24 protein-coding genes and 1 tRNA gene are annotated in these 25,218 nt (G+C 72.5%); 16 read left to right on the forward strand and 9 right to left on the reverse strand.

Going from position 1 to position 25,218, the window contains the following annotated elements:
- Positions 1 to 2: 2 nt before the first annotated feature.
- Both purU and ACIBVP_RS05525 read left to right on the forward strand, forming a co-directional pair.
- The gene (gene purU / locus ACIBVP_RS05520) at positions 3 to 857 is read left to right on the forward strand and encodes a formyltetrahydrofolate deformylase (RefSeq protein WP_396104738.1); all 855 of its coding nucleotides are present in this window, start codon (positions 3 to 5) and stop codon (positions 855 to 857) included.
- Between the two features lie 9 nt (positions 858 to 866).
- A complete protein-coding gene (locus ACIBVP_RS05525) occupies positions 867 to 1,862 on the forward strand; it encodes a carbohydrate kinase family protein (RefSeq protein ID WP_396104739.1) in 996 nt (331 codons plus the stop codon).
- On the opposite strand, the gene ACIBVP_RS05530 is transcribed toward ACIBVP_RS05525, so the two are convergent.
- From ACIBVP_RS05530 to ACIBVP_RS05545, 4 genes are all read right to left on the reverse strand, one after another.
- A complete protein-coding gene (locus ACIBVP_RS05530) occupies positions 1,850 to 3,178 on the reverse strand; it encodes a polysaccharide lyase family 7 protein (protein WP_396104740.1) in 1,329 nt (442 codons plus the stop codon). The genes ACIBVP_RS05525 and ACIBVP_RS05530 overlap by 13 nt on opposite strands.
- A 66-nt stretch (positions 3,179 to 3,244) precedes the next feature.
- The gene (locus ACIBVP_RS05535; protein WP_396104741.1) at positions 3,245 to 4,270 is read right to left on the reverse strand and encodes a peptidoglycan-binding protein; all 1,026 of its coding nucleotides are present in this window, start codon (positions 4,268 to 4,270) and stop codon (positions 3,245 to 3,247) included.
- A 93-nt stretch (positions 4,271 to 4,363) separates the two neighbouring features.
- Positions 4,364 to 5,119, reverse strand: coding sequence for a phosphotransferase (locus ACIBVP_RS05540; RefSeq protein WP_396104742.1), 756 nt, complete (start codon positions 5,117 to 5,119; stop codon positions 4,364 to 4,366).
- 8 nt (positions 5,120 to 5,127) lie between these two features.
- The gene (locus ACIBVP_RS05545) at positions 5,128 to 6,801 is read right to left on the reverse strand and encodes a DEAD/DEAH box helicase (RefSeq protein WP_396104743.1); all 1,674 of its coding nucleotides are present in this window, start codon (positions 6,799 to 6,801) and stop codon (positions 5,128 to 5,130) included.
- Positions 6,802 to 7,060: 259 nt separating this feature from the next.
- On the opposite strand from ACIBVP_RS05545, the gene ACIBVP_RS05550 reads away from it, so the two are divergent.
- The 6 genes from ACIBVP_RS05550 to nrfD all read left to right on the forward strand — a co-directional run bounded on the left by ACIBVP_RS05550 (position 7,061) and on the right by nrfD (position 14,293).
- Positions 7,061 to 7,411: a hypothetical protein gene (locus ACIBVP_RS05550; protein ID WP_396104744.1), complete on the forward strand. Its 351-nt coding sequence runs from the start codon at positions 7,061 to 7,063 to the stop codon at positions 7,409 to 7,411.
- 309 nt (positions 7,412 to 7,720) lie between these two features.
- Complete coding sequence (locus ACIBVP_RS05555) at positions 7,721 to 8,551, forward strand: CHAP domain-containing protein (protein WP_396104745.1); 831 nt, start codon at positions 7,721 to 7,723, stop codon at positions 8,549 to 8,551.
- An 89-nt stretch (positions 8,552 to 8,640) separates the two neighbouring features.
- Entirely contained in the window at positions 8,641 to 8,997 is a 357-nt protein-coding gene (locus ACIBVP_RS05560) for a hypothetical protein (protein WP_396104746.1), read from the forward strand.
- An 81-nt stretch (positions 8,998 to 9,078) separates the two neighbouring features.
- Positions 9,079 to 12,357, forward strand: a complete 3,279-nt coding sequence (gene fdh / locus ACIBVP_RS05565; RefSeq protein WP_396104747.1) for a formate dehydrogenase — start codon at positions 9,079 to 9,081, stop codon at positions 12,355 to 12,357.
- Positions 12,354 to 13,268 (forward strand): 4Fe-4S dicluster domain-containing protein, encoded by a 915-nt coding sequence (locus tag ACIBVP_RS05570; RefSeq protein ID WP_396104748.1) that lies wholly within the window; start codon positions 12,354 to 12,356, stop codon positions 13,266 to 13,268. Before fdh ends, ACIBVP_RS05570 begins: the two co-directional genes overlap by 4 nt.
- Positions 13,265 to 14,293, forward strand: a complete 1,029-nt coding sequence (gene nrfD / locus ACIBVP_RS05575) for an NrfD/PsrC family molybdoenzyme membrane anchor subunit (RefSeq protein WP_396104749.1) — start codon at positions 13,265 to 13,267, stop codon at positions 14,291 to 14,293. The genes ACIBVP_RS05570 and nrfD overlap by 4 nt, the downstream gene beginning before the upstream one ends.
- Positions 14,294 to 14,296: 3 nt before the next feature.
- Here the strand turns inward: nrfD and selB are convergent, their stop codons facing one another.
- From selB to ACIBVP_RS05590, 3 genes are all read right to left on the reverse strand, one after another.
- Complete coding sequence (selB, locus tag ACIBVP_RS05580) at positions 14,297 to 16,021, reverse strand: selenocysteine-specific translation elongation factor (RefSeq protein ID WP_396104750.1); 1,725 nt, start codon at positions 16,019 to 16,021, stop codon at positions 14,297 to 14,299.
- Entirely contained in the window at positions 16,012 to 17,301 is a 1,290-nt protein-coding gene (selA, locus tag ACIBVP_RS05585) for an L-seryl-tRNA(Sec) selenium transferase (protein ID WP_396104751.1), read from the reverse strand. Before selA ends, selB begins: the two co-directional genes overlap by 10 nt.
- A gap of 14 nt (positions 17,302 to 17,315) precedes the next feature.
- Positions 17,316 to 17,407 (reverse strand) — tRNA-Sec (locus tag ACIBVP_RS05590).
- A gap of 60 nt (positions 17,408 to 17,467) precedes the next feature.
- Here ACIBVP_RS05590 and selD point away from each other — a divergent pair.
- The 8 genes from selD (at position 17,468) to ACIBVP_RS05630 (ending at position 23,347) form a co-directional block, all read left to right on the forward strand.
- The gene (gene selD / locus ACIBVP_RS05595; protein ID WP_396104752.1) at positions 17,468 to 18,454 is read left to right on the forward strand and encodes a selenide, water dikinase SelD; all 987 of its coding nucleotides are present in this window, start codon (positions 17,468 to 17,470) and stop codon (positions 18,452 to 18,454) included.
- 95 nt (positions 18,455 to 18,549) lie between these two features.
- Positions 18,550 to 18,768, forward strand: coding sequence for a hypothetical protein (locus ACIBVP_RS05600; RefSeq protein WP_396104753.1), 219 nt, complete (start codon positions 18,550 to 18,552; stop codon positions 18,766 to 18,768).
- Positions 18,769 to 18,773: 5 nt separating this feature from the next.
- The gene (locus ACIBVP_RS05605) at positions 18,774 to 20,612 is read left to right on the forward strand and encodes an ABC transporter ATP-binding protein (protein WP_396104754.1); all 1,839 of its coding nucleotides are present in this window, start codon (positions 18,774 to 18,776) and stop codon (positions 20,610 to 20,612) included.
- Entirely contained in the window at positions 20,609 to 20,767 is a 159-nt protein-coding gene (locus ACIBVP_RS05610; protein WP_396104755.1) for a hypothetical protein, read from the forward strand. The genes ACIBVP_RS05605 and ACIBVP_RS05610 overlap by 4 nt, the downstream gene beginning before the upstream one ends.
- Positions 20,768 to 20,792: 25 nt before the next feature.
- The gene (locus ACIBVP_RS05615; protein WP_396104756.1) at positions 20,793 to 21,389 is read left to right on the forward strand and encodes a MauE/DoxX family redox-associated membrane protein; all 597 of its coding nucleotides are present in this window, start codon (positions 20,793 to 20,795) and stop codon (positions 21,387 to 21,389) included.
- Positions 21,386 to 21,904, forward strand: a complete 519-nt coding sequence (locus tag ACIBVP_RS05620) for a TlpA family protein disulfide reductase (RefSeq protein ID WP_396104757.1) — start codon at positions 21,386 to 21,388, stop codon at positions 21,902 to 21,904. The genes ACIBVP_RS05615 and ACIBVP_RS05620 overlap by 4 nt, the downstream gene beginning before the upstream one ends.
- Positions 21,901 to 22,293: a S26 family signal peptidase gene (locus ACIBVP_RS05625; protein ID WP_396104758.1), complete on the forward strand. Its 393-nt coding sequence runs from the start codon at positions 21,901 to 21,903 to the stop codon at positions 22,291 to 22,293. Before ACIBVP_RS05620 ends, ACIBVP_RS05625 begins: the two co-directional genes overlap by 4 nt.
- A 202-nt stretch (positions 22,294 to 22,495) precedes the next feature.
- Complete coding sequence (locus tag ACIBVP_RS05630) at positions 22,496 to 23,347, forward strand: hypothetical protein (protein WP_396104759.1); 852 nt, start codon at positions 22,496 to 22,498, stop codon at positions 23,345 to 23,347.
- Between the two features lie 64 nt (positions 23,348 to 23,411).
- Here ACIBVP_RS05630 and ACIBVP_RS05635 read toward each other — a convergent pair whose 3' ends face one another.
- Together ACIBVP_RS05635 and ACIBVP_RS05640 are read right to left on the reverse strand one after the other, a co-directional pair.
- Entirely contained in the window at positions 23,412 to 24,266 is an 855-nt protein-coding gene (locus ACIBVP_RS05635) for an NmrA family NAD(P)-binding protein (protein WP_396104760.1), read from the reverse strand.
- A 110-nt stretch (positions 24,267 to 24,376) separates the two neighbouring features.
- Positions 24,377 to 25,201, reverse strand: coding sequence for a DUF72 domain-containing protein (locus ACIBVP_RS05640; protein ID WP_396104937.1), 825 nt, complete (start codon positions 25,199 to 25,201; stop codon positions 24,377 to 24,379).
- Positions 25,202 to 25,218: the final 17 nt, after the last annotated feature.

Here is a 25,218-nt window from a genome sequence, read left to right on the forward strand (position 1 = left end):
CGATGACGACCACCGGCAGACTTGTCGTGTCCTGTAGGGATGCCCCGGGCATCGTGTCGCGCATCAGCACGTTCCTGCACCGCCGCGGCGCCAACATCGTCTCGTCCGACCAGTACTCGACCGGGCTCGCGGACGGCCGGTTCTTCCTGCGGGTGGAGTTCCACCTGCCCGGCGGCGGCCCCGGACTGTCCGAACTGGAGAGTGACTTCGCGGCCGAGGTCGCGCCCGTCCTCGGTGGGGTGTCCCGGTTCCGGGACGCCGCCGCCACCACCAGGGTGGCCGTGTTCGTCTCCCGCTACGACCACTGCCTGCTCGACCTGCTGTGGCGGGCCCGGCGCGGGGAGCTGCCCGTGGAGATCGTGCAGGTCGTGTCGAACCACCCCGACCTCGCCGAGGACGTGGCCGGGTTCGGGGTGCCGTTCGAGCACGTCCCCGTCACCCGCGCGACCAAGCCCGAATCGGAACGCAGGCAGCTGGACCTGTTGTGCGGCAAGGTGGACCTGGTCGTGCTGGCCCGGTACATGCAGATCCTCTCGGCGGACTTCCTCGACCGGATCGGTGTGCCGGTGATCAACATCCACCACTCGTTCCTGCCCGCGTTCGCCGGCGCCGGGCCGTACGAGCGGGCGAAGGCACGAGGGGTGAAGCTGGTCGGTGCCACCGCGCACTACGCCACCGAGGACCTGGACGAGGGACCGATCATCGAGCAGGACGTCGTCCGCGTCTCGCACCGCGCGAGCGTCGCCGAGCTGACCCGCAGGGGCGCGGACATCGAGCGCACCGTGCTGGCCAGGGCCGTGCGGTGGCACTGCCAGAACCGGGTCCTGGTCGACGGCCGCACCACCATCGTGTTCTGAGAGGACGTCATGCCCACCGTCGTCACCGGCTCGATCGCCACCGACCACCTGATGCGGTTCCCGGGCCGTTTCGCCGAGCAGCTGGTCGACACCCACCTCGACCGCCTGTCGCTGAGCTTCCTCGTCGACGACCTGGTCATCCGCCGCGGCGGCGTCGCGGCCAACATCGCGTTCGCGCTGGGCGTGCTCGGCCAGGCGCCCGTCCTCGTCGGCGCGGTGGGGCCGGACTTCGACGACTACCGGGCCTGGCTGGCCCGCCACGGCGTCGACTGCACGCACCTGCACGTGTCGCCGACCGCGCACACCGCCCGCTTCACCTGCACCACCGACGACGACCAGTGCCAGCTGGCGTCGTTCTACGCCGGCGCGATGGCCGAGGCCAGGAACATCACGCTGGCGCCGGTCCTGGCGGCGCGGGCGGTCGACCTGGTGCTGGTGGGCGCGAACGACCCGGCCGCCATGCTCGCCCACACCGAGGAGGCCCGCGAGCTCGGTGTCCCGTTCGCGGCCGACCCGTCCCAGCAGCTGCCGAGGCTGGACCGCACCGCCTGCCGGTCCCTTGTGGACGGTGCGAGGTTCCTGTTCACCAACGAGTACGAGTGGGAACTGCTCACCCGCAGGACGGGCTGGGACGCCGACGAGATCACACGCCGGGTCGAACTCCGCGTCACCACGCTCGCCGACAAGGGCTGCCTGCTCGTCACCGCGGACGGCCGCGAAACCCACGTCGACGCGGTACCCGCCCGTGCGATCGTCGACCCGACGGGGGTGGGCGACGCCTTCCGCGGCGGGTTCATCGCAGGCATCGGCGGCGGGCTGCGGGCCGAACGGGCCGCCCAGCTCGGGTCGCTCGTCGCCACCCTCGTGCTGGAGACGGCAGGCACCCAGGAATGGCACCTCGACGTGGACACCGGTCTGCGCCGCCTGGCCGACGCGTACGGACCCGTCGCTCGCGACGAGATCGAACCGCTCCTCCGGGACGCCCCGGGCCGTCAGGTCCGGTAGATGGCGGTCTCGGTGATGCTGGTCCAGTCGTTCTCGGTGTTGCCGTCGCCCACGATCCGCACGTACCTGGCCCGGGTGTCGTCGACGTCGTACTTCTGGCTCCGCAGCGTGGTTCCGCTGGTCGTGCCCTCGAACACGGTGGTCCAGTCCTCCCCGTCGACCGAGGTCTCGATCTCGAAGTCCTGTTCCCGGGAGTCACCCTTGTGCCAGGCGAGGGCCACCGAGCCGACCGTCGTGGCCGAACCGAGGTCGTAGCGGATCCACACCCCGTCACCCTCGTCCGACCAGCGCGTGGACAGGTCGTGGTCGAGCGTGTTGGCCGCGACGTTGCCGTCGTCACCGCTCGACGTCACCCGCGACACCGCCAGCGCGCCACCCGGCGGCGGGGCGGGGTCGTCGGACGACGGTGGCGGCGGGGCAGGGCTGGGGTCGTCGGAGGACGGCGGCGGGGTGGGGCTGGGGTCGTCGGACGACGGCGGCGGGGCCGGGCTGGGGGTCTCCGACGACGGCGGTGGTGGCGGGGTGCCGCCACCACCGCCGAGGGCCACCCGGTGGATGACGACCTCGCCGTAGTTGCTCTCGTCGCACGGGCTGGAGTTCTCGCAGTTGGCCTGTGTGTAGGCGCCTGCCTTGAAGTAGCCCGTGGTGAAGTCGGCGTCCAGGGTGGCCGCCGGTTCACCGTTGTAGTACGCGTTGATCGTCCCGTTCGCCACCACGAACCGCACCTGGAACCGGGTGTTCAGCCGGAAGTCGTCGGTCACCAGCTGGAAGTGGGGGTCGTCGCCATTGGTGACGTACAGGCTGGTGCCCTCGACCCGGAACACCGACACGTCGTCGCTGCCGCCGTGGATCTGGCCGACCACCATGTGCTGCTTGTCGTTGGGCAGGTGCGTGACCATCTGGTCGATGGTCATCACGTGCGTGCCCTGGTCGGCCGCCCACGACGCTTCGTCTCCGCCGCCTGCGCCCATCTCCCGCAGCTCGGACCTCGGGTAGTTGGACCCGCCGGTCGTGACCCCGTTGACCGCGGACCGGAACACCACGCCGTCGCACCGGGCGGTCGGCGTGAACCACGGATCCACCTGGTACGTGGCGAGTTCCGGCTGCTGCACCTCGTCCGGGCGCTCCGCCTCGCCGATCGGCAGCTGGACCTTCCAGTTGCTCAGGTCCAGCACCTGTGCGGGGTGGTCACAGGCCCGGATGGCCGCACCGGTTTCCACTTCGGTGTCGGGCGCGGCGAGAACCGGCACCCCGACCGCCACGCCGACCAGCAGGGTGCCGGAAGCCACGAACGTCACCACATGTGAGCGTTTCATGCGGCCATCGTGATCCACCGGCGGCGGCGGTCGAGGCGCGTTGTCCTTTTCTTGCCACCGGCCGGGTCACGGCAGCAGTGCCTCCCACGTGAGCTGACCGACCAGACCGTCGTCCTCGAGGCCCCTGCTCGCCTGGAACGCCTTCACCGCGGCCTCGGTCTTCGGGCCGAAGTCGCCGTCCACGTCGCCCGGCGTGAAACCGCGGTAGATCAGCAGTTCCTGGAGGTAGCGGATCTCGCTCGCGTCCTCGTCGTCGCGGCGCAGCACCCGCCGTCCGGTCGCGGGCCCGCCTTCGACGTACTCCCGCACCTGCCGCTTCACGCTGCCGCCCGTCGCGCCCGCGTCGGCCTCCCGGGGCGGGTCGACGCCCGCCGGGACGGGCGAGACGCCGAAGTTCTGTTCGTACCAGGCGATCGCCGCCGTGGTCGTCGTGTTCGACTCCAGGATCGGGTAGTCGACGGCCAGGTTCGCGATGTCGAGGTTCAGTTCCGTGTGGGCGTGGATGGCCGGACCGTCCATGTCGTACAGCCCGGCGAGCAGGCGCGCGATCGTCCACCACTGCTCGCTGTGGCGCGACTCGTGGTAGATCGTGTCCATGTTCTCGGCGGCCTCGCCGTTCGCCTGCGCGTTGACGTACAGGTCGCGGTTGACGGTGACGGCCCACGGTCGCCAGTCGAAGATGGCCCAGTTCGTCCCGGCGTCGCCGAACGCGATCGGCACGTAGGGCACCCCGGCCGCGGTGAGCTGCTCGTTGGCGGCCGCGGCCAGCGCGTCGAGCTGCTCCTGGGGATCCATCGAGCTGTGCGCGGTGCCGTAGGTGTCGTTGACGTAGTCGGCGATGCTCTCCTCGGACCGCAGTCCGTCGAGGTCGCCGAACTGCGCCTCCAGCGCGGCCCACGTGTTCACCCCGCACACGCCCTCGGGATCACCGATCATGTGGTCCTTCTGGTACGTGACGAGCGCGGCCTCGGTGACGGGCCCGAAGTCGCCGTCGATGTCACCGACGGGATAGTTCATGTCGCGCAACATCTGCTGCAGCAGCCGGACGTCGTTGTTGTCGAAGTCGCCCTGCTGGACGGTCGGTCGGGTCATGGCACGCCCCTCGTTCGTCGGGTGCGTCCACGATGACGGCCCGACCAGGTCGGTTTCCCTCCCCAAGGGGCAGCTTTCCGGACGGCGCCGGTCTCACATCCGGGACTTCAGCACATCGACCTCGCAGCCCGGCGCGAACGGGTCGAAGCCGTGTTCCACCAGCCAGCGCACACCGAGCAGGCTGCGCAGCGACCACCACGCGCGGAGCACGTCGAGGTCGACGTCGCCGCCGTAGCCCGCGACGATGTCGTCGAGGTGCTCCTCGTGCCCGAGCGACAGGGTGGCGAGGTCGAACAGGGCGTCACCCTGGGCCGCCTCGGACCAGTCGAGCACGCCGGTGACCTCGTCACCGTCGACGAACACGTGGGCCACCTGGAGGTCGCCGTGGATGAACACCGGTGTCCACGGGCGGAGCGCGGCCTCGGCGACCTCGCGGTTGCGGGTCACCAGGTTGTCGGGGAGGACGTCGTTCACGACGAGCCACTCGCACTCCGCCGCGAGCTGCGCCGCGAACACGTCCCGGCTCCGGCCGGGCCAGGGCGGCAGCGGCGCGTCGTGCAGTGCCCGGACGGCGGCGCCCGCCGCGGCCCACGCGGCCGGGGAGGCGGTCGACGGCTCGCCGAGGCGGCCGAGCGGGGAACCGCGGAGTGCGGCGAGCGCGAGCACGGACGGCTTGCGCCACAGGACGTCCGGCGTCGGGACCGGCGCCATGGCCATCGCCTCGACCTCGACGTCGGTGCGTGCCCGGTCGGCGTCGATCTTCAGGTACACGTCGCCGACGCGCAGGGTCGCGCGCTCGCGATGGGCGACAACGACCTCAACGACCTCAACCTCGTCCGCGTCGGCCATGGGTGGCGTCAGCCGCGTCGTTTCGGGCGCGGCTTGGACTGGAAGCGCTCCCTGCGCACGGTCGTGCGGCGCCCCTTGATGCTGCTGCCCCGCAGCGCGGCGATCACCTCGTCCGCGGCCGACTCGGGGACCTCGACGAGCGAGAACCGGTCGGCGATCTCGATCGCGCCGATGTCACGCCCGGTGAGCCGTGACTCGCCCGCGATGGCGCCCACCAGGTCCTGCGGCCGGATGCCCGCGGCGCGTCCCGAGCCCACGTACAGCCGGGTCATGCCCTCACGGGCGGGCCTGGCGGGCCGGCGGTCACGGCCGGGGCGGTCGCTCAGCGCCGCCGGGGCGACCTCGGGGATGTCCTCCTCCTCGTCGTCCGCGGCGCCGTTCGCCTCGTGCGCCAGCTTGACGGCGGCGAGCGCGACGTCCACCAGGTCGAACTCCTCGGCGAGGGGTTCCACCACGGCGCGGAACCGCTCCAGCCCGTCCTCCAGGAGGGTCTCGCGCAGTGCCGCGCGGGTCAGCTCCAGCCGCCGGGAGCGCAGGTCGGCGACGGTCGGCAGGGTCTCGGCCGGGATCCGGCGGCCGGTGACCCGCTCGATCGTCTTGATCATCCGGAGTTCCCTCGGCTCGGCGAGCGTGACGGCGACCCCCTCCCGCCCCGCTCGCCCGACACGGCCGACGCGGTGCACGTAGGACTCGGGCGCGCTCGGCACGTCGTAGTTGACGACGTGGGTGAGCTGCTCGATGTCCAGCCCCCGCGCCGCGAGGTCGGTGGCCACCACGAGGTCGAGCGTGCCCGCCCGCAGTCGCCCGACCACCCGGTCACGCTGCGGCTGGTCGAGCCCGCCGTGCAGGCCCTCGGCCCGGTAGCCGCGCCCGTTCAGCGTCTCGGTGAGCTGGTCGACCGTCTCCCTGGTGCGGCAGAACACGACCGCCGCCGTGGGTGCCTCGACGTCCAGCACCCGCCCCAGCGCGGCCGGTTTGTGGCCGCGCGGGACGACGTAGACGGTCTGCCGCACCAGCGCGACGTCGTCGTCCGTGGACTCCTCCCGGCCCAGCTCGATCCGCGCCGGGTCCCGCAGGTGGCGGCGGACCATGCCGTTGATCCTGGCCGGCATGGTCGCGGAGAACAGCAGGGTCTGCCGGTCCTCCGGGGTGTCGGCGAGAATGGCCTCGATGTCCTCGGCGAACCCCATGTCGAGCATCTCGTCGGCCTCGTCGAGCACCACCGTCCGCAGGTCCGCGAGCCGCAGCGTGCCGCGCGCGATGTGGTCGAGCGCGCGCCCGGGGGTCGCGACCACCACGTCGACGCCCCGGCGCAGCGACCCGAGCTGCCTGCCGATCGGCTGGCCGCCGTAGACGGGGACGACACGCGCGCCCAGGTCGTGTCCGTAGCGGTGCATCGCCTCGGACACCTGGACGGCCAGCTCCCTGGTCGGCACCAGCACCAGCCCGACCGGGTCGGTCTCGTCGCGGGGCCACGTGATCCGCTGCAGCAGCGGAAGCGCGAACGCGGCGGTCTTGCCGGTGCCGGTCGCGGCCTGCCCCACGAGGTCGCGGCCCGCCAGCACCGGGGGGATGGCCAGACGCTGGATGGGCGTCGGTTCCTCGTAGCCCAGCCGAGCGAGTGCCCGTACCAGTTCCGGCCGAAGTTCCAGGTCGACGAAGCCGGTCACGTCCTGGCTCATGTTCGGTCTCCTTCTCGGGGGCGCGGCCGCCTTCACATCGACATCGGGGATCGACACTGGGGATCGTCACAGACCGTCGTGGGGCCCTGAGCCTTGCCAGCAAACCGGAGCGACCGTCCACAGGGTATCCCGTGCGCGTTCCTGCGGCGGACACCACTGTCCGGCTCGCCCGGTCGGCGGTCGCTGACCACCGCTTTCCACCGGACACAGATGGCCGCTCGCAGGTCCTGGTCCGGTGCCGGGGCACCTGCCACGGTCGGTGACGTCCGAAACCGTCGACCACCTGGAGCGGGACATGGGCGGATTCACCGTCGACCTGGAAGCTCTCGAACAGTGTCGTACCGAGGTGTCCGGCCAGGTCGGACCCATGACGGCCGCCGCGGACGACCTGCCATCGGGTGTCAGCGCGGCCTCGTTCGGCGACCTCGATGCAGCCGGGGAGCTCGCCGACGCGGTGAACGCCTTCTCCGACGCCGTCGCCACCGAGATCGGCGCGGCGGGTGAGCGGCTCGCCCAGGTCGGCGTCGCGGTCGAGGCCGTCATCGACGGCGTCCGCGACACCGAGCAGAACAACGCCCGGTGCCTGGTCCCGGCGCGGAGGATGCCATGACGCACAAGGACGCCGTCGCCGCGTTGCCGGGCAGCGCACCGGGACTGGCTACCCTCGCGGACCCGCTCTACGCCACCGTCGACGCCGGGGTGTTCGACGAGCTCGGCACCAGGTTCACCGAGGCGAGCGGCAGGACCGCGGTGGCCGCGAACAAGGTCAGGGCGGTGGTGGTCGACGTCGACGGCGCGTGGGACGGCGCGGCCGCCGACAGTTTCGTCGGCTACATGAGCGGGTTCACCACGGCCGGGATGTCGGTCGCCGACGCGTTGACGAACGCGGCCTCCGCGCTGTACACCGCGGGCGGCACCGGTGCAGGGCGCCCGGGACGCGCTGGAAGGGCTGTTCGCCACTCTTGTCACCGAGGTGCAGGCGATGGGCTGCCCGGCGCCGGAGGGCGAACTCGGCACGCAGGTCGACGACGCGGTCGAGCGGTACCGGCCGCAGGTCGAGGCGCAGATCGAGCTCGCCGGTGCGGCGCTGACGGAGGCCGCGGCCACGGTCTCCGGGATCCTGGACGGGATCGGTTCCCGGTTCTCCACGATGCCCGGCCCGGACACCGGCGGGTTCACGCCACACGGCGGCGCGCCGCTGGAGTGGATCCCGACCGTGCCGGAACAGCCGGGGCCCGTCGACGGGGAGCCGGGCGGCGGTGGGACCCCTGGCGGAACTCCTGGCGAGGAGGTACCTCCCGCGGAGCCACCGGCAGGGGAGGCACCGGCGGGCGCGACGGAGGGCAGGATCCTCGACGTCGCCAGGGGCGAGCTGGGCTACGAGGAAGGCCCCGGCGACGAGAACAAGTACGGCCCGGCCGCGGCGTGGTGTTCGTCGTTCGCCACGTGGGTGTGGCGTGAGTCCGGTGTGGACATCCCGTCCCTGCCGTTCACCGGCGACGTCTACACCTGGGGCCAGGAACGCGGCCTGGCCTACGACGCGAGCGACCTCGGCCAGGCACGTCCGGGTGACGTGCTGCCGTTCGGCAGCGGCCCGGAGTCCACGAGCACCAGCACCCACGTCGGGGTCGTGGAGTCGGTCGACGGTGACCGGGTCACGCTGATCGAGGGCAACTCGGGCGACCGGGTCCAGCGGGTCACCCACAGCCTCTCCGGCGTGGAGTTCTACGGCGGCGTGCACCCGCGGTGAGCAGGGCGGCGACGTCGGCGTTCCGGTTTGGGGCCGTACCGGTGAGGAATCCACTGTGTACAGCGCCCAGGCGAGCGGAGGCGACGTCGATGACCGGACCCAGCGCACGGGGCAGACCGTCGCCCACGACGCGGCGGAGAGCCGAACCGACCCCGCGACGTGCCGAGCCCGTCCCGCCCGCCGGCCGGTTCCTGCTCGCGGGCATCGACGCCGTGCTCCCGCGGCTGACGGCACCCGCACCAGCGTCGACACCACCACCCCGGCTCGTCGACGACCTGCGCGCGGCCCTGGCCCGTACCGCCGCGTGCGGCGAGACCTGCCAGGTGACGCAGGCGGCCGACGGCGTGCGGCTGGCCACGAGCCTGCTTCTCGCGGGCGCCACCGACGAGGCGCGCCAGGCGCTGCGGGACGCGCGCTCCGTCCTGGTCGACCCGCGCGGCCGTTGAGCCACCTGCGGGAGCGCGGCGTGTTTCGACCTCCGGGACCCGGGTAGCCCGAGCACGGAGTCCGTGTGCGGAGGAGCCGGGATGGGTGTCGCGGAGTGGATCCGGTCGTGGCCGGTCTACCGGCAGCTGACCGGCGCCGACCGGCTCGGGCGCGGGTCCGCCGCGATGTCCGCGGCGACCTCGGCACGCACCGCCCGGACCGCCGGTGCCGACCGCGTGACCGGGTCGGTCTGCCCGTACTGCGCCGTCGGGTGCGCGCAGAAGGTGTACGTCCGGGACGAGCGGGTCGTGCAGATCGAGGGCAACCCGGACTCGCCGGTGTCCCGTGGGCGGCTGTGCCCGAAGGGCTCGGCGAGCAAGCAGCTCGTCACCGGGCCGCAGCGGGAGGAACACGTCCTCTACCGCGCGCCGTACGCGACGGACTGGCAGCGGATCGACCTGGGCACCGCCATGGAGATGGTGGCCGACCGGGTGCTCGACGCCCGCCGCAGGGGTTGGCAGGACCACGACGAGCACGGCAACGCGCTGCGCCGCACCATGGGCATCGCCGGGCTGGGCGGCGCCACGCTGGACAACGAAGAGAACTACCTGATCAAGAAGCTCTTCACGGCGATGGGCGCGGTGCAGATCGAGAACCAGGCCCGCATTTGACACTCCGCCACGGTTCCCGGTCTGGGAGCCTCCTTCGGTCGCGGTGGCGCGACGGACTACCAGCAGGACCTCGCGAACTCCGACTGTGTCGTGATCATGGGGTCGAACATGGCCGAGGCGCACCCGGTCGGGTTCCAGTGGGTGATGGAGGCCAAGGCCCGCGGCGCCGAGGTCATCCACGTCGACCCGCGGTTCACCCGCACGAGCGCGCTCGCCGACCTGCACGTCCCCCTGCGCGCGGGCACGGACATCGCGTTCCTGGGCGGGGTGATCAAGTACATCCTGGACGGCGACCGGTACTTCCGGGAGTACGTCACCGCGTACACGAACGCGTCGTTCCTGGTGGACGAGCGGTTCGCCGACACCGAGGACCTCGACGGCCTGTTCAGCGGGTACGACCCGGAGAGCGGGTCGTACGACACCGCGAGCTGGCACTACGAGAGCGTGGCGCCCGCGCGGTCCGACGGTTCCCGCGCGAAGGAACAGTCCGCGCCCTACCAGCACGGCTCCGGCGGCCCGGTGCTGGAGACCGGCGCCGCCGAGATCGCGAACGACCCGACGCTGACGCACCCGCGCTGCGTCTTCCAGATCCTGAAGCGGCACTTCGCCCGGTACACACCGGAGGTCGTCGCGGAGGTCTGCGGTGTGCCGGAAGAGCGGTTCCTGCGGGTGTGCGAGGCGTGGACGTCGAACTCGGGCCGTGAGCGGACCACGGCGCTGATCTACAGCGTCGGCTGGACCCAGCACACCACCGGCCCGCAGAACATCCGGGCGGGCGCGATCATCCAGCTGCTGCTCGGCAACATCGGCCGCCCCGGCGGGGGGCTGTACGCGTTGCGCGGGCACGCGAACATCCAGGGCTCGACGGACATCCCGACGCTGTTCAACCTGCTGCCCGGCTACCTGCCGATGCCCGACACCTCGCACGAGTCGCTGGCCCACTACCTGGAGAGCATCCAGGGCACCTGCCAGAAAGGCTTCTGGTACGACGCCGACGCCTACTTCGTGTCGTTGATGAAGGAGTACTTCGGCGGCAACGCCACCCGGGACAACGACTTCTGCTTCGACCACCTGCCGAGGATCAGCGGCGACCACGGCACCTACCGGACGGCCATGGACATGGTCGACGGCACGGTCTTCGGCTACTTCCTCCTCGGCCAGAACCCCGCCGTCGGGTCGGCGCACGGGCGGCTGCAGCGCCGCGGCATGGCCAACCTGGACTGGCTGGTGGTGCGGGACCTCGCCATGATCGAGAGCGCCACGTTCTGGAAGGACTCGCCCGAGGCCGAGACCGGCGAGATCACGCCGGAGACCTGCCGCACCGAGGTGTTCTTCTTCCCGGCGGCCGCGCACGTGGAGAAGGCGGGCACGTTCACCCAGACCCAGCGGATGCTGCAGTGGCGCGACAAGGCCGTCGAACCACGCGGCGACCAGCGCTCGGAGCTGTGGTTCTTCTACCACCTCGGCCGGCTGCTCAAGGAGCGGCTGGCCGGGTCGGCCGACGAGCGGGACCGGCCGCTGCTCGACCTCGCGTGGGACTACGTGATGGACGGCGACGAGCCCTCGGCGCAGGACGTGCTGCGCCGCATCAACGGCCTGGACCTGACGACCGGCCGGACGCTGGGTGCCTACACCGAGCTGAAGGCGGACGGCAGCACCGCCGGTGGCTGCTGGATCTACACCGGGGTGTACGCCGACGAGGTGAACCAGGCCGCCCGCCGCAAGCCCCACCACGAACAGGGGCCCTACGAGCCGGAGTGGGGCTGGACGTGGCCCGCGAACCGGCGCGTGCTCTACAACCGCGCGTCCGCCGACCCCGAGGGGCGACCGTGGAGCGAGCGGAAGAAGCTCGTGTGGTGGGACGCCGAGCGCGGCGAGTGGACCGGCTACGACGTACCGGACTTCGAGAAGACGAAGCCGCCGGACTACCGCCCGCCCGAGGGCGCGGTCGGCCCGGCCGCGTTGCACGGCGACGACCCGTTCGTCATGCAGGCCGACGGCAAGGCATGGCTGTTCGCGTCGAGCGGCCTCGTGGACGGCCCGCTGCCGACCCACTACGAGCCGCACGAGTCACCGGTGCGCAACCGCCTGTACGGCCAGCAGGGCAACCCGGTGCGGAAGGTGTACGGCAGGCCGGACAACCCGGCGAACCCGTCCCCGCCGGAAGCGCACACGGACGTGTTCCCGTACGTGTTCACGGCGGCCAGGCTGACCGAGCACCACACGGCGGGCGGGATGAGCAGGCAGCTGCCGTACCTGGCCGAGCTGCAGCCGGAGCTGTTCGTCGAGGTCTCCCCGGCGCTGGCCGAGGAACGGCGACTCGAACACCTGGGCTGGGCGCACGTGGTCACCAGCAGGGCCGCGGTGGACGCGCGTGTGGTCGTCACCGACCGGATGGTGCCGCTGCGGCTCGCCGGCCGCGTCGTGCACCAGGTGTGGATGCCCTACCACTTCGGGCCCGCCGGGCTCGTCCGCGGTGACGTGGTCAACGACCTGATCGGCGTGTTCACCGACCCGAACGTCCTCATCCAGGAGAGCAAGGTGCTGACCTGCGACGTGCGGCCGGGGCGCAGACCGACCGGCCCCGCGCTGCTCGCCTACCTCGACGACTACCGGCGGCGGGCGGGCGTCACGCGGGAGACCGGCACGCGCGTCGCGACGGCGTCGAGCGTCGAGCACACGGTCCACCACAGGGAGGAGCGGACATGACGCGCGGGAACAGCTGGTCCGGGCCGCTCGCCGACCCGGCGGCCGACGCGGGCCACACCGACCACCCCGAGCGCGTCGGCTTCTTCACCGACACGTCCGTGTGCATCGGCTGCAAGGCCTGCGAGGTGGCCTGCAAGGAGTGGAACGGGGTGCCCGCGGGGGATCCCGACGGGTTCGACCTGCTCGGCATGTCGTTCGACAACACCGGAGCGCTGGGCGCGAACTCGTGGCGGCACGTCGCGTTCGTCGAGCAGCCGGGACGGCCGGGCACGGAGTCCGTCGACCTCGGGTTCCCGTCGTTCGACCTGCCCGGCGCGGGCACGGAGGAGGAGGGCCGCACCGACTTCCGCTGGTTGATGAGCTCGGACGTGTGCAAGCACTGCACCCACGCCGGGTGTCTGGACGTGTGCCCGACCGGTGCGCTGTTCCGCACCGAGTTCGGGTCGGTCGTGGTCCAGGAGGACATCTGCAACGGCTGCGGCTACTGCGTCTCCGCCTGCCCGTACGGCGTGATCGACCGGCGCGAGGACGACGGCAGGGCCTGGAAGTGCACGCTCTGCTACGACCGGCTCGGGGACGGGCTCGAACCCGCGTGCGCCAAGGCCTGCCCCACCGACTCCATCCAGTTCGGCCCGCTCGACGAGCTGCGCGAACGGGCGCGGGCGCGGGTCGAGCAGCTCACCGCGGACGGCGTGGGTGAGGCCCGCCTGTACGGCGCGGACCCGGACGACGGGGTCGGCGGCGACGGCGCGTTCTTCCTGCTGCTCGACGATCCCGAGGTGTACGGGCTGCCGCCGGACCCGGTGGTGCCGACCCGCGACGCCGGGTCGATGTGGCGGCACGCGGCCGTGGCGGCCGCCGCGTTCCTCGCCGCGGGGGTGTCGGCGTTCCTCGGAAGGGGCAGGGGATGAGGCGGGGGATCGGGCACCGCGAGGCGCCCAGCGACACCGGTGCGGCCGACAAGCGGGCGCGGGTGTTCTCCCGCCGCGGCGCGGACGGCGCCCGCGAGCAGCCCGTGGTGCCGGCGGCGGAGTTCCGCACCTACTACGACCGGCCGGTGCTCAAACCGCCCGTGTGGGAGTGGATGATCCCGGCCTACCTGTTCACCGGCGGGCTCTCCGCGGGTGCCGCGGTGCTCGGCGCGGGCGCCGACCTGACCGGACGGCCGTCGCTGCGCCGCGCGGGCCGCGTCGGCGCGCTGGGTGCTCTGGGCGCGAGCACGTACCTCCTCGTCGCCGACCTGGGTCGCCCGGAACGGTTCCTGAACATGCTGCGGGTCGCGAAACCGACCTCACCGATGAGCGTGGGCACGTGGCTCCTCGTCGCCTACGGCCCCGGCGCCGGGCTCGCCGGGGTGGCCGAGCTGCTGCCCGCACGGCTGCGCCGGACGTGGCCGGGCCGGGTGCTGCGCAGGGCCGCCCGTCCGGCGGGGCTGTCGGCGGCGGCCATCGCTCCCGGGGTGGCCTCGTACACGGCGGTCCTGCTGTCCCACACCGCGGTGCCCGCGTGGCACGAGGCGCACCGGCGGCTGCCGTTCGTGTTCGCCGGGTCGGCTGCCGCGAGCGGCGCCGGACTGGGCATGGTGTGCGCGCCGGTCGCGGAGGCGGGGCCAGCCCGTGCGCTCGGTGTGCTGGGCGCGGCCGCGGAGGTGGTGGCGGCCAAGCAGGTCGACCGGACGCTGGGGTTCGTCGGCGAGGCGTACACGACCGGCCGCGCCCACCGGCTGCGTACGTGGGCGGAGCGGCTGACGGTGGCGGGGGCCGTCGGCGCGGTGACCGTCGCGCGGCGCAGCAGGCTCGGTGCGGTCGCGTCGGGCCTCGCGCTGCTCGCGGGAAGCGCGTTGCAGCGGTTCGGGGTGTTCGAGGCCGGGGTGGCGTCCACGAAGGACCCGAAGTACGTGGTCGTCCCGCAGCGGCATCGGCTCGCCGAGGAGTGAACGTCAGCGCAGGGTGCGGGTGCCGTCGTCGTGGCGGCGGGTGACGCCGTCGGCGTCCAGCTTTTCCAGCAGTGGCACGGCAACCCGGCGGGTGGTGCCGAGCGCGCGGCGGGCGTCGCTCACCGTGAACGGCGTCGGCAGCGTCGCGAGCACCTTCGCGGCGCGGGCCGGTGCGTCCGTGGTGACGACGACGGAGCCGGTGAGCCGCACGAGCCTGCCCGCCCGTTCGGCGGCCGCCAGCTCGCGAGGACCGAGACCGAGCGCGGCGAGGTCGGCGGACTCCGGTGCGGTGAACGGCGCGTCGGCGAGCCGGCGTTCCAGCTCGGCGACGGCCCGGGACACCTTGTCCGGCAACGAACTCCGGTCGCCCCGCCCGATCAGTCCGTTGTGGACGGACAGGTTCGTGGTGGCGAGCGCGGCCAGCAGCACCGGCTCCGGCACGTCGAGTTCGTTGCGCAGCGCCTCGATCGGCATGCCCGCCGCCACCGGGTGCGCCGCCGCCCACGCGGTGTGGCGCGCCACGAGCCGGCGCGGCAGGTCCTCGTGCAGGTCCGCGTCGACCAGCCACTCGCCGCACGGGACACCGGTCGGCGACCAGCCGAGCACGCGGAGGTCGGCCGCGCGGACCGCGCCGTGCGCGCGGAGGTGGGCGGCGGCCGGGTCGGCCAGGCCGGCCGCCCGTAGCCGGGCCGCGCCGCGCCGGTGGAGCCGGGGTGGGAGCGGGTCCAGGATCTCGACGCCCGCCGGGATCCGGTGCGCGCCCGGGTCCCGCAACACGCCGACGTCCCCGGCGCGCAACGGAAGCGCGGCTCGCAGGGATAGCCGCGCCGTGTTCGTTCCAAGTGGACGGACCCGGCACGGCGCCGCCGCGGCGCCGACGTGCAGCACCAGCTCGCGGTGCAGCTCCGCGGCGTCGTCGCCACGCAGCCGCACGTCGACCTCGGCGGTCGTGCGCCAGGCGGCCGGGGTCAGCAGCGCGTCCCCGCGCCGGACCTCGTCCCGGTCCACGCCACGCAGGTTGACCGCGACCCGTGCCACGGCGGCCACTTCGTCGTGCGGCTGCCCGAGCGCCTGCAGGCCGCGCACGGTCACCCGGCGTCCGCCCAGCGCCAACTCGTCGCCCACGCGCAGCGTGCCGGCGGCGAGCGTGCCGGTCACGACGGTGCCCGCGCCGCGGATCGTGAACGCCCGGTCCACCCACAGCCGCACGTCGGCGTCGGTGTCCGGATCGGGCAGCCCGGCGGTCAGGTCGAGCAACGCGCGGCGCAGTTCCGGGAGCCCCGCGCCGGTCCGCGCGCTGACCGCGACCGACGGGACGTCGGCGAGGCCGGTGCCCGCGAGGTGGTGGCGGGCCTGGGCGGTCGCGGTCGCCGAGTCGGCCCGGTCGGACTTGGTGACCACCAGCAGCCCGTGCCGCACGCCGAACGCGTCGAGCGCCGCCAGGTGTTCGGTCGACTGCGCCTGCCAGCCTTCGTCCGCCGCCACCACGAACAGCACCGCCGCGGTCGGCCCGGTCCCGGCGAGCATGGTGGGCACGAACCGTTCGTGCCCCGGCACGTCGACGAACGCGAGCACCGCACCGTCCACGGCCGTCCACACGAACCCGAGGTCGACGGTCAGCCCACGACGCTGTTCCTCGGCGAGCCGGTCCGGCTCCATCCCGGTCAGCGCGCGCACGAGCGTGGACTTGCCGTGGTCGACGTGGCCCGCGGTGGCGATCACGTGCACCGCGCCACCACCGCCCGCAACAGGTCGTCGTCCTCCGGCGGCACCGTGCGCAGGTCCAGCAGACAGCGACCGCGCTCGACCCGGCCCACGACCGGCGGGTCGGCGGCCCGCAGCCGTGCGGCGACGCTCGCGGGCAGGCTCAGCGCCGCGCTCGGCAACTCGACGCCCGGCGCGCCACCGCCCCCGACGACCGCCACCGACGCCACGACCGCGACCTCCACACCCCGTCCGAGGAGGTCCGCCGCGAGCCGTTCGGCCCTGGCCCGCACCGCCGCGAGGTCGGCCTCCAGCGCCTGCCGCACCGGCGGCGCCGGGCCGCGCAGAGTGGCCTCCAGCGCGGCGAGCGTCAGCTTGTCCACCCGCAGCGCCCGCGCCGCCGGGTGCCTGCGCAGTCGCTCGACCAGCTCCGCCGTACCGAGCAGCAACCCGGCCTGCGGGCCGCCGAGCAGCTTGTCGCCGCTCGCGGTCACCGCGGTGGCCCCGTCGCGCAGGGCGGTCGTCGCGTCGGGTTCGTCCGGCAGCAGCGGATGCGGCCGCAGCAGCCCGGACCCGATGTCGGCGATCACCGGTACCCCCAGCCCGGCGAGGTCGGCGATCGCGGCGCCCGCCGTGAAGCCGGTGACCAGGAAGTTCGACGGGTGGATCTTCAGCACGAACCCGGTCTCGGGGCCGATCGCGGCGGCGTAGTCGGCGACCGTGGTGCGGTTGGTGGTGCCGACCTCCCGCAGCCGCGCCCCGGTCGACGTGAGCAGTTCGGGGATGCGGAACCCGTCACCGATCTCCACCAGCTCACCTCGGCTGAGCACGATCTCCTTGCCCTGGGCCAACGTCAGCGCGCACAGCAGCAGCGCGGCGGCGTTGTTGTTGACCACGTGCACGGCCTCGGCGTCCGGCACGGTGTCCGCCAGCGCGGCGAGCGCGCCACGGCCGCGGCGCGCCCGTTGCCCGGTGGCGAGGTCGAACTCCACGTCGGTGGTGGCGCCCGCGGCACGTACCGCGTCGAGCGCGGCCGGCGACAGCGGCGCGCGCCCGAGGTTGGTGTGCACGACGACACCGGTCGCGTTGACCACGTGCCGCAACGACGACGCGGTGGCGGGCAGCTCGGCGAGCACGTGGTCGACGACCGCGGCCGGGTCGAGGTCGCCTGCCCGGACCCGCTGCTGCGCGGCGGTGACGGCGTGCTTCACGAGCACGGGGCCCAGCGCGCGTGCCGCCCGCGCGATCCGCGGTTCGGCGAGCAGCACGTCGGTGCGGGGGACGAGCCTGCGGGGATCAGACATCGCACGTCCCGCGGCGGAGGCGAACGGGAATCGAACCCGCCAGCGACAGCGCCTGCCACTCAGCGGTTTTGAAGACCGCGCCGGTCACCAGGCCGGAAGCGCCTCCCCGGGACATGTGTCCATCCTCGCAGAGCGGGTGGTGGCACGCACCGCGAGGATGGTGCCCATGGCCTACCGACTCACCCAGTACGCACACGGCGGCGGCTGTGCCTGCAAGATCCCGCCCGGCGAGCTGGAAGCGGTGGTGCGCGGCCTGCGTCCGGCACAACCGCCCGACGACCTGTTGGTGGGTCTGGACGACGGCGACGACGCGGCCGCCGTGCGCATCGACAGCGAGCGCGCCATCATCGCCACCACGGACTTCTTCACCCCGGTCGTGGACGACCCCTACGACTGGGGCCGGATCGCCGCCGTCAACGCGTTGTCCGACGTGTACGCCATGGGCGGCACCCCGGTGGTCGCGCTGAACCTGCTGGCGTGGCCGAGGGAGGCGTTGCCGTTCGAGTTGGCGGCCGAGGTGTTGCGCGGCGGCATGGACAGCTGCGTGCGTGCGGGCTGCCACCTCGCGGGCGGGCACAGCGTGGACGACCCGGAACCGAAGTACGGCCTCGCCGTCACCGGGATGGCGCACCCGGACCGCCTGCTGCGCAACGACGCCGGCCGTGCGGGGCTGCCGCTGTCGATCACCAAGCCGCTCGGTCTCGGCGTGCTCAACTCCCGCCACAAGGCGACGGGGGAGCGGTTCGAGGAGGCGATCGACGTGATGACCACGCTCAACGCGACCGCGTCCGCCGCGGCCCTGGCCGCGGGCATCACGTGCGCCACCGACGTCACCGGCTTCGGCCTGCTCGGCCACCTCCACAAGCTGGCGCGGGCGAGCGGCGTGACCGCGGTGCTCGACGCGGCGGCCGTGCCGTACCTCGACGGCGCGCACGAGGCGCTGCGCGACGGCTACGTCCCCGGCGGGTCGCACCGCAACCTGGACTGGGTCCGCCCGCACCTCGACGCCGACGCGGTGGACGAGGACACGGCGCTGCTCCTCGCCGACGCCCAGACCTCGGGCGGCCTCCTGCTGGCCGGTGAGATCTCGGGCGCCCCGGTCATCGGCGAACTCGTCCCGCGCACCGGCGCCACGACGATCGTCGTGCGTTGACCCCGGTTCCGGCGACCAACTTCTGTTAGCGGCTTGTTAGAGCTGGTTCCTACCGTCACTGACGTCTCGTTCAGTGGTGAAGGGATCACTCCGTGATGGTGACGAAGGCAGCCGAAGCGCTGCTGGCGAAGTTCCTGCCGAAGGTGGACGCGGCCGCGGCGGAGGCGGGGAACTGCTACTGCGCGGTCCGGACGACGAAGTGCGAAGGCGGGTACATCTACGAGTACCTGTACTGGAAGACCACCGACTACTACGGCAACTGCACCATCTGGGGCGCCTACTGCTCCAAGCGGCGCACGTCGCAGCGGTGCTGACGGACATGGTCGACCACTCGCCGGCCGCGGACCAGTCGCGACATCTGGTGCGGACCGGGTGGGGCGCACTGGTCCTCGGCTGGCGAGCCGATCCGTGGTGCGCGCTCGCCCGGCTGGGACTCACCGTGCTGGGCGCCGTCTGCGCGCCGCTCGTCGCCTGGTTCGGCAAGCTGCTGATCGACGAACTGACCCGCGGCGGCACCGCGGCGGCCGTGACGCTCTACGCCGTCGCCGGTGCCGCGACCGGTGCCCTCGGCATCGTGTGCCACCACCTCACCGGCTACGTCAGAGCGCGCCACGACGCGGCCGTCACGCTGCGCGCCGAGAGCGACCTGTTCGCGCGGACCTGCGCGTACGGAGGGCTCCGGTACTTCGAGGACCCGGAGTTCCAGGACCGGCTGCTGCTCGCGGAGAACTCGGCGGCCGACGGGCCGAACTCGGCGGTCGACTTCGTCGAGGGCGTCGTGCGCGCGATCGTGTCCATGCTGGGCTTCCTCGCGTTCATCGCCGCGGTCTGGCCACTCATGGCCGGATTGCTGTGCCTCGCGGCGCTGCCCGGCCTGGTCGCGGAGTTGAAGCTCGCCAACCGGCACGTCGACGCGAGCATGGCGTCGTCGGCCTACCAGCGCCGCCGCTTCTTCTACCGATCACTGCTCACCGACGACCGGGCCGCCAAGGAGGTCAGGCTCTTCGGTCTGGGCGGTCACTTCCGGCGCGGGCTGCTCGACGCGCTGCACGGCTCCCAGCACGTGCTGGTGCGGCTCGCCCGGCGCACGGCGCTCACCCAGACCGGGTTGAGCCTGCTGGGGGCGGCGGTGTCCGGGGTCGCGATCGTCGTGGTCGCGCACCGGGTGCTGCGTGGTGAGCTGACACCGGGTGACGTGCTGTTGTTCGTGTCGGCCGTCGCGGGCGTGCAGGGTGCGCTGTCCGACATGGTGGGCCAGGTCGGCGCCGCCACGCGCGCGCTGAAGCTCTTCCGCTGCTACCTCGACGTCATGCGCGAGCCGCTCGACATGACCGACGGCGACCGGCGGACGCCGCCGCTGCGCGACGCGCTGCGTTTCGAGAACGTCTGGTTCCGCTACCACGACGACGCGCCGTGGGTGTTGCGCGGCGTCAGCTTCGAGCTGCGGGCGGGGACCGCGCTCGGGCTGGTCGGCGTGAACGGTGCGGGCAAGTCGACCCTCGTGAAGCTCGCGTGCCGGTTCTACGACCCACAGCGCGGGCGCGTCACCTGGGACGGGATCGACCTGCGCGACCTCGGCCACGAGTCACTGCGGGCCCGGCTCGCCGCGACGTTCCAGGACTTCATGACCTACGACCTGACCGTCGGCGAGAACATCGGGGTCGGTGACCTGAGCAGGAGCGGCTCTCCCGAACACATCCAGCGCTGTGCGGAGCGCGCCGACATCCACGACGCGGTCACCCGGCTGCCCCGCGGCTACGACACGTTGCTCAGCCGCACGTTCCTGCTCGAGGAGGAACGGGAACCCGGTGTCACGTTCTCCGGCGGGCAGTGGCAGCGGGTCGCGCTCGCGCGGTCGCTCATGCGCGCCGACGCCGACCTCCTCATCCTCGACGAGCCAAGCGCGAGCCTCGACGCGGACGCCGAACACGAGATCCACCGCACGTTGCGGGACTTCCGCCGCGGCCGCACGTCCCTGCTGATCTCGCACCGCCTCGGTTCTGTCCGCGAGGCCGACCACATCGTGGTGCTCGACGACGGCGTGATCACCGAGGAAGGCGACCACGACACGCTCATGCTCGCCGGCGGCACCTACGCGCGCCTGTTCTCGACACAGGCACGTGGTTATCAGGAAACAACGGAAGGGAGTTACGGATGAAGGCACTGCTGACGAAGGCGGGGGACCGGCTGCTGCGGAAGGTGCTGCCCGCCGTGCACGCCGGCGCGTGTGTCGACGTGGCGTGGAAGTGCTGTTCGGCCCGCGGCTACCGGTTCGACTGCAACGGGATCTGCCAGCGGTACTCGGGCTGCTGACGACGCGGCGGGTGGGAGGCGTGCGATGACGGTGATGACTGCGATGACGACTGCGATGACCACGGCACCGATCGGCACGGGCTGTGTGGCCCTGGTCGCGGTCGTGTTCGGTTTCGCGGCGTTCGGCAAGCTGCGCGACCGTGCCGCGTGGACGGAGTTCGTCACCACCACCGGAGCCATGTTGCCCACCCGCCGTCTCCCCGTGCGCCCGGTCGCGGTCGTCGTGGCGGGCGCCGAGTGCGTCACCGCCCTTCTCGCGGTGGTGGCACTGGGAACCCGCTCCGCCGCCGCGGAGGTGGCGACACTGAGCCTCGCGGCCGTGCTGTTCGCCACGTTCCTCGTCGGCATCGCCGGAGTGGTGCGCGCCGGTCGCCGGGTCCGCTGCCGCTGCTTCGGTGCACGGGGCGCGGTGTTCGGCCGCGGCCACCTGGTGCGCAACGGAGTCCTGTTGCTGACCGTCGCCTGTGGACTCGCGGCGGGCGGACACCCTCGGCTCGACGGCGCCGCGCTCGTCGCGGTGGTCACGGGTGCCGTCTGCGGGCTCGTCGCCGTCCACTGGGACGAGCTCGCCTACCTGTTCTCCGAACCGGCGAATGCCGTACCCAGAAGGGAAAACCCATGATCGTGCTGACCGTGGCGCTGGTCCTGCTCGCCGTGGTGACCGCGGGCCACCTGCTGCTGACGTTCGCGCTCATCCGCCGCGTCCGCGACCTGCAGAACCGGACCGGCGTCCCGCACGACGACGGTCTACCGGCGCCCGGCACCCCCGTCGGACCGTTCTCCCTCGAACGTCTCGACGGCAGCACGCTGGACACCGGGGACCTCGCGACGGGCGACGTGCTGGTCGGCTTCTTCGCCGCGGGGTGCTCGCCGTGCACCGCGGTCGTCACGGACCTGCTCGACGACCCGCCCGCGGAACGGTTCGTCGCACTCGTCGACAGCGGCGAGACCGAGCCGACCACGGACCTGGCCACCCGGCTCTCCGCGATCGCCGAGGTCGCCGTGGTGCCGTGGGAGTCCACCGTGTCCGCCGCCTTCGGCCAGGAAGGCTTTCCGACGCTGCTGCGCGTCCGCGACGGCGTGATCGTCGAAGCGGCCCGCGCCCGCGCCGGACTCGGCCGGCTCGCCGTCCGATGAGGACACTGGTGGCGGCGGCGCTCGTGGCCGCCGTCGCACGCGGGCTCCTCGTCGTGGTCACGGTACGCGGCAACAGCATGCGGCCGACCTACACCGACGGCGACGTGCTGCTCGCGGCCAGGGTCCCGCTGCTGCGCCGCGGTCACGCGATCGTCTTCGCGCCGCCGACCAACCCGCCGGGCGCACCGCCCTACCGGGTGAAGCGGCTGGTCGCGCTGCCCGGCGACCCGACGCCGGACTGGGTCAGAGACCGGACGCCGTTCGTGCCCGCCGGTCACGTGGTGGTACGCGGGGACAACCTCCGCAGCGAGGACTCCAGCACCTACGGCTACGTCCAGCGTGCGGGCGTTCTCGCGGTCGTCGTACGCAAGCTCCGAGCCGCACGCTGACGACTTTTTCGCCCGGTCGAGAGTGGTTTTTCACATTACAGGACCGGGACCACGAGTGACGTGATCACGCTGTGGTGCCAGGAGACGTGAAAGGGTGAACGCGCACAACTTTGGTATTCCCCGCAATTCTTTTTCGGGCATTCGGCAGTAACGTGCGAAGACGTCCTAGATCGTTCATCGATCACTTCGTAAGGAGACAGCAATGCCCGAATTGGCTGGCCGTCGTGCGTTTTACGCGGCCCTTGCCGTGCCGATCGCCATGGTGATCGCACCGCTGACCGCGTCCGCGGGGGAGGCGGACGAGGCAGTGGTGACCGAGCAGGCGCAGCCGGGTGCGGTCGCGACGGAGAACGAGACCGCGGACACCGCGATCATGGCCGACGTCGACGGGGTGTCGCACGGACCCGACTGGCACGTGTCGGAACACGCGGACGTCGTGCACAGTGAGTCCGAGGACACCCAGGTGACCCACGTGGTCAACGGCATCCACAACAACACCGACATCGGCAACACGTCCGAGGACACGACGGTCGTCAAGGACGACGGGTTCTCGCCTGGCCCGGACTGGTACCACCATTCGGATGACGTCGACGTCGTGCACAGCGAGTCCGAGGACACGCAGGTGACCTACGTGGTCAACGGGATCTACAACGACAGCACGGTCGGCAACTCGTCCGAGGACACGACGGTCGTCAAGGACGACGGGTTCTCGCCAGGGCCGGACTGGTACCACCATTCGGATGACGTCGACGTCGTGCACAGCGAGTCCGAGGACACGCAGGTGACCTACGTGGTCAACGGCATCCACAACGACACCACCATCGGCAACTCGTCCGAGCAGAACACGTACGTCAGCGACGGCGCCCACGATCACCACGGCGTCCACGAGCACGACGACGCGCACCACGAGGACGGTCACGACGGCGACGTCGACTCCGACCACGGGTTCGACCACGACATCACCGCGGCCTACTTCGAGGAACTGAGCGCGGGCGCCGGCACCGGCGGTGCGTGGTCCAACTCCGTCGAGAGCGGCTCGTTCGACATGGACTGATCTCCGCACGCACGCTGCCGGCTCCCGCATCCCAGGGGGAGCCGGCAGTTGTCGTCCGCGGGGGCTACCCCCGCCGTGCCTGCAGCCACTGACGCACGGTTCGCGCTTCGGGCACGAGAGCCTTCGTCACGGTGGTGTCCACATCGGTCGGATTGGTGCGCAGCCACCGCCACATGGTCGTGAGATCCGAGCCGACGAACTTCTCGAACAGCCACACCGGCATGGGGACGCGGCGCGGCCCACGGCCGAAGACCTCGCGCCACAGCGCCCCGCACTCGTCGATCGTGCGCACATCGGACGCCAGGGCCAGGTCGGCGCCCACGAACCGGTCGGGTTCGGCCAGCACTCGCGCCACGGCCGCGCCGAAGTCGTCGAGGCAGAGCCACTGCACGGGCCGGTCACCACCCATCAACTTCGGCATCACGTGCCACACGGCCACCGCGGGGTAGAAACTCCTGTCACTCATCAGTTCCATGTAGGCCATGGGCCGCAGGACGGTCAACGGCAGTCCCAGGGACTCGAGGTGAGCCCGCACGGCGACCTTCGAGTCCCACGAGCCGACTCCCGTTCCCGGCCTGCCGACGCCGGCCGAGCCGTACACGACATGCCGCGCCCCGGCCTCCGCGGCGGCGGTGCCCACGTTCGTGCCCTGGGTGACCTCGCCGGTCAGCCCGCTGGTCATCGGGTTCTGCACGCTGAACACGCCGTGTGCGCCGGCGAGCGCGGAGCGCAGACCGACGAGGTCGGCCATGTCCGCCCGTACCACCTCGGCACCTGCCGCGGCGAGCGCCTGCGCGGCGGCGGAACCGGGCGTCCTGGTCACCGCGCGCACGCGCCGGCCGCCCGCGAGCAGGTGCCGTGCCACCGCACCGCCTTGCCGTCCCGTGGCGCCCAGGACGACGACCAGACGATCGTCCATCGCGACCTCCCGTGGCTGGTTCGGATCACCGAACTATGCGCCTGCGGACCTCCGCTTGCCAACCAACCGGACACCGTTCTGCCCGGGCCGGGCATCCTCGGTGACGGCACTCAGAACAGGGTCGCCGGCTCGACCGGTTCCGGGTCGGGCAGCGCGTCGAGGCCGGGCACCAGCGCCCGCACGTCGTCGTGGAACCGGCGGGCGAGTGCGGGCGCCTCGTCGTTGTCGGGGGTGTGCACGAAGACCGTCGGCGACCGGCCCTCACGCAGCCAGCCCGCGACGACGCCGGTCCACGGCCGCCACCCCGCGATCGTGTCCTCGGCCGAGTCGTGGCCCAGGTAGCGGACGATCGGCCGGTCGGTCAGCGCCCGCGTCCGACGCGGCAGCCGCGGTTTCCTGGCCCACGCCTCGTGCGCGGCGTCGCTCGCCGGGGCGCCCTGGAAGAAGACGGTGGTGTCGAACGGCACCCATTCGGTGGCCGTGTCGGCGAGCGTCCACTCCAGAAGCGACGTCGAGCGGGCGTCGGTGAAGAACCCGGGGTGGCGCACCTCCACGGCTCGTCGGCGGTCGGCGGGGAGCCTGCGCAGGAAACGGCCGAGGGCGTCGACGTCCGACGGGCCGAACGAACCGGGCAGCTGGGTCCACAGGACCGCCCGCTCGCCGAGGGGTTCGACGGCGTCCAGGAACGTCCGCATCTCGGTCTCGACGCCGACGAGCCTGCGCTCGTGCGTGACGACCTTGGGCAGCTTGACCAGGAACCGGAAGCCGGGGTCGGTCTGCCGGGCCCAGGCCGCGACGGTCTCTCTGGCGGGGGTCGCGTAGAAGGTGGTGTTGCCCTCGACCGCGTTGCACCAGCCCGCGTACGCCCGCAGGCGTTCGTTCACCGGCAGCGACCGCGGCACGAACCGCCCTGGCCACGCCTTGTGTGTCCACATCGCGCAGCCGACATGAA

This window comes from Actinophytocola sp. NPDC049390 (assembly GCF_044466355.1).
Lineage (GTDB): Bacteria > Actinomycetota > Actinomycetes > Mycobacteriales > Pseudonocardiaceae > Actinophytocola.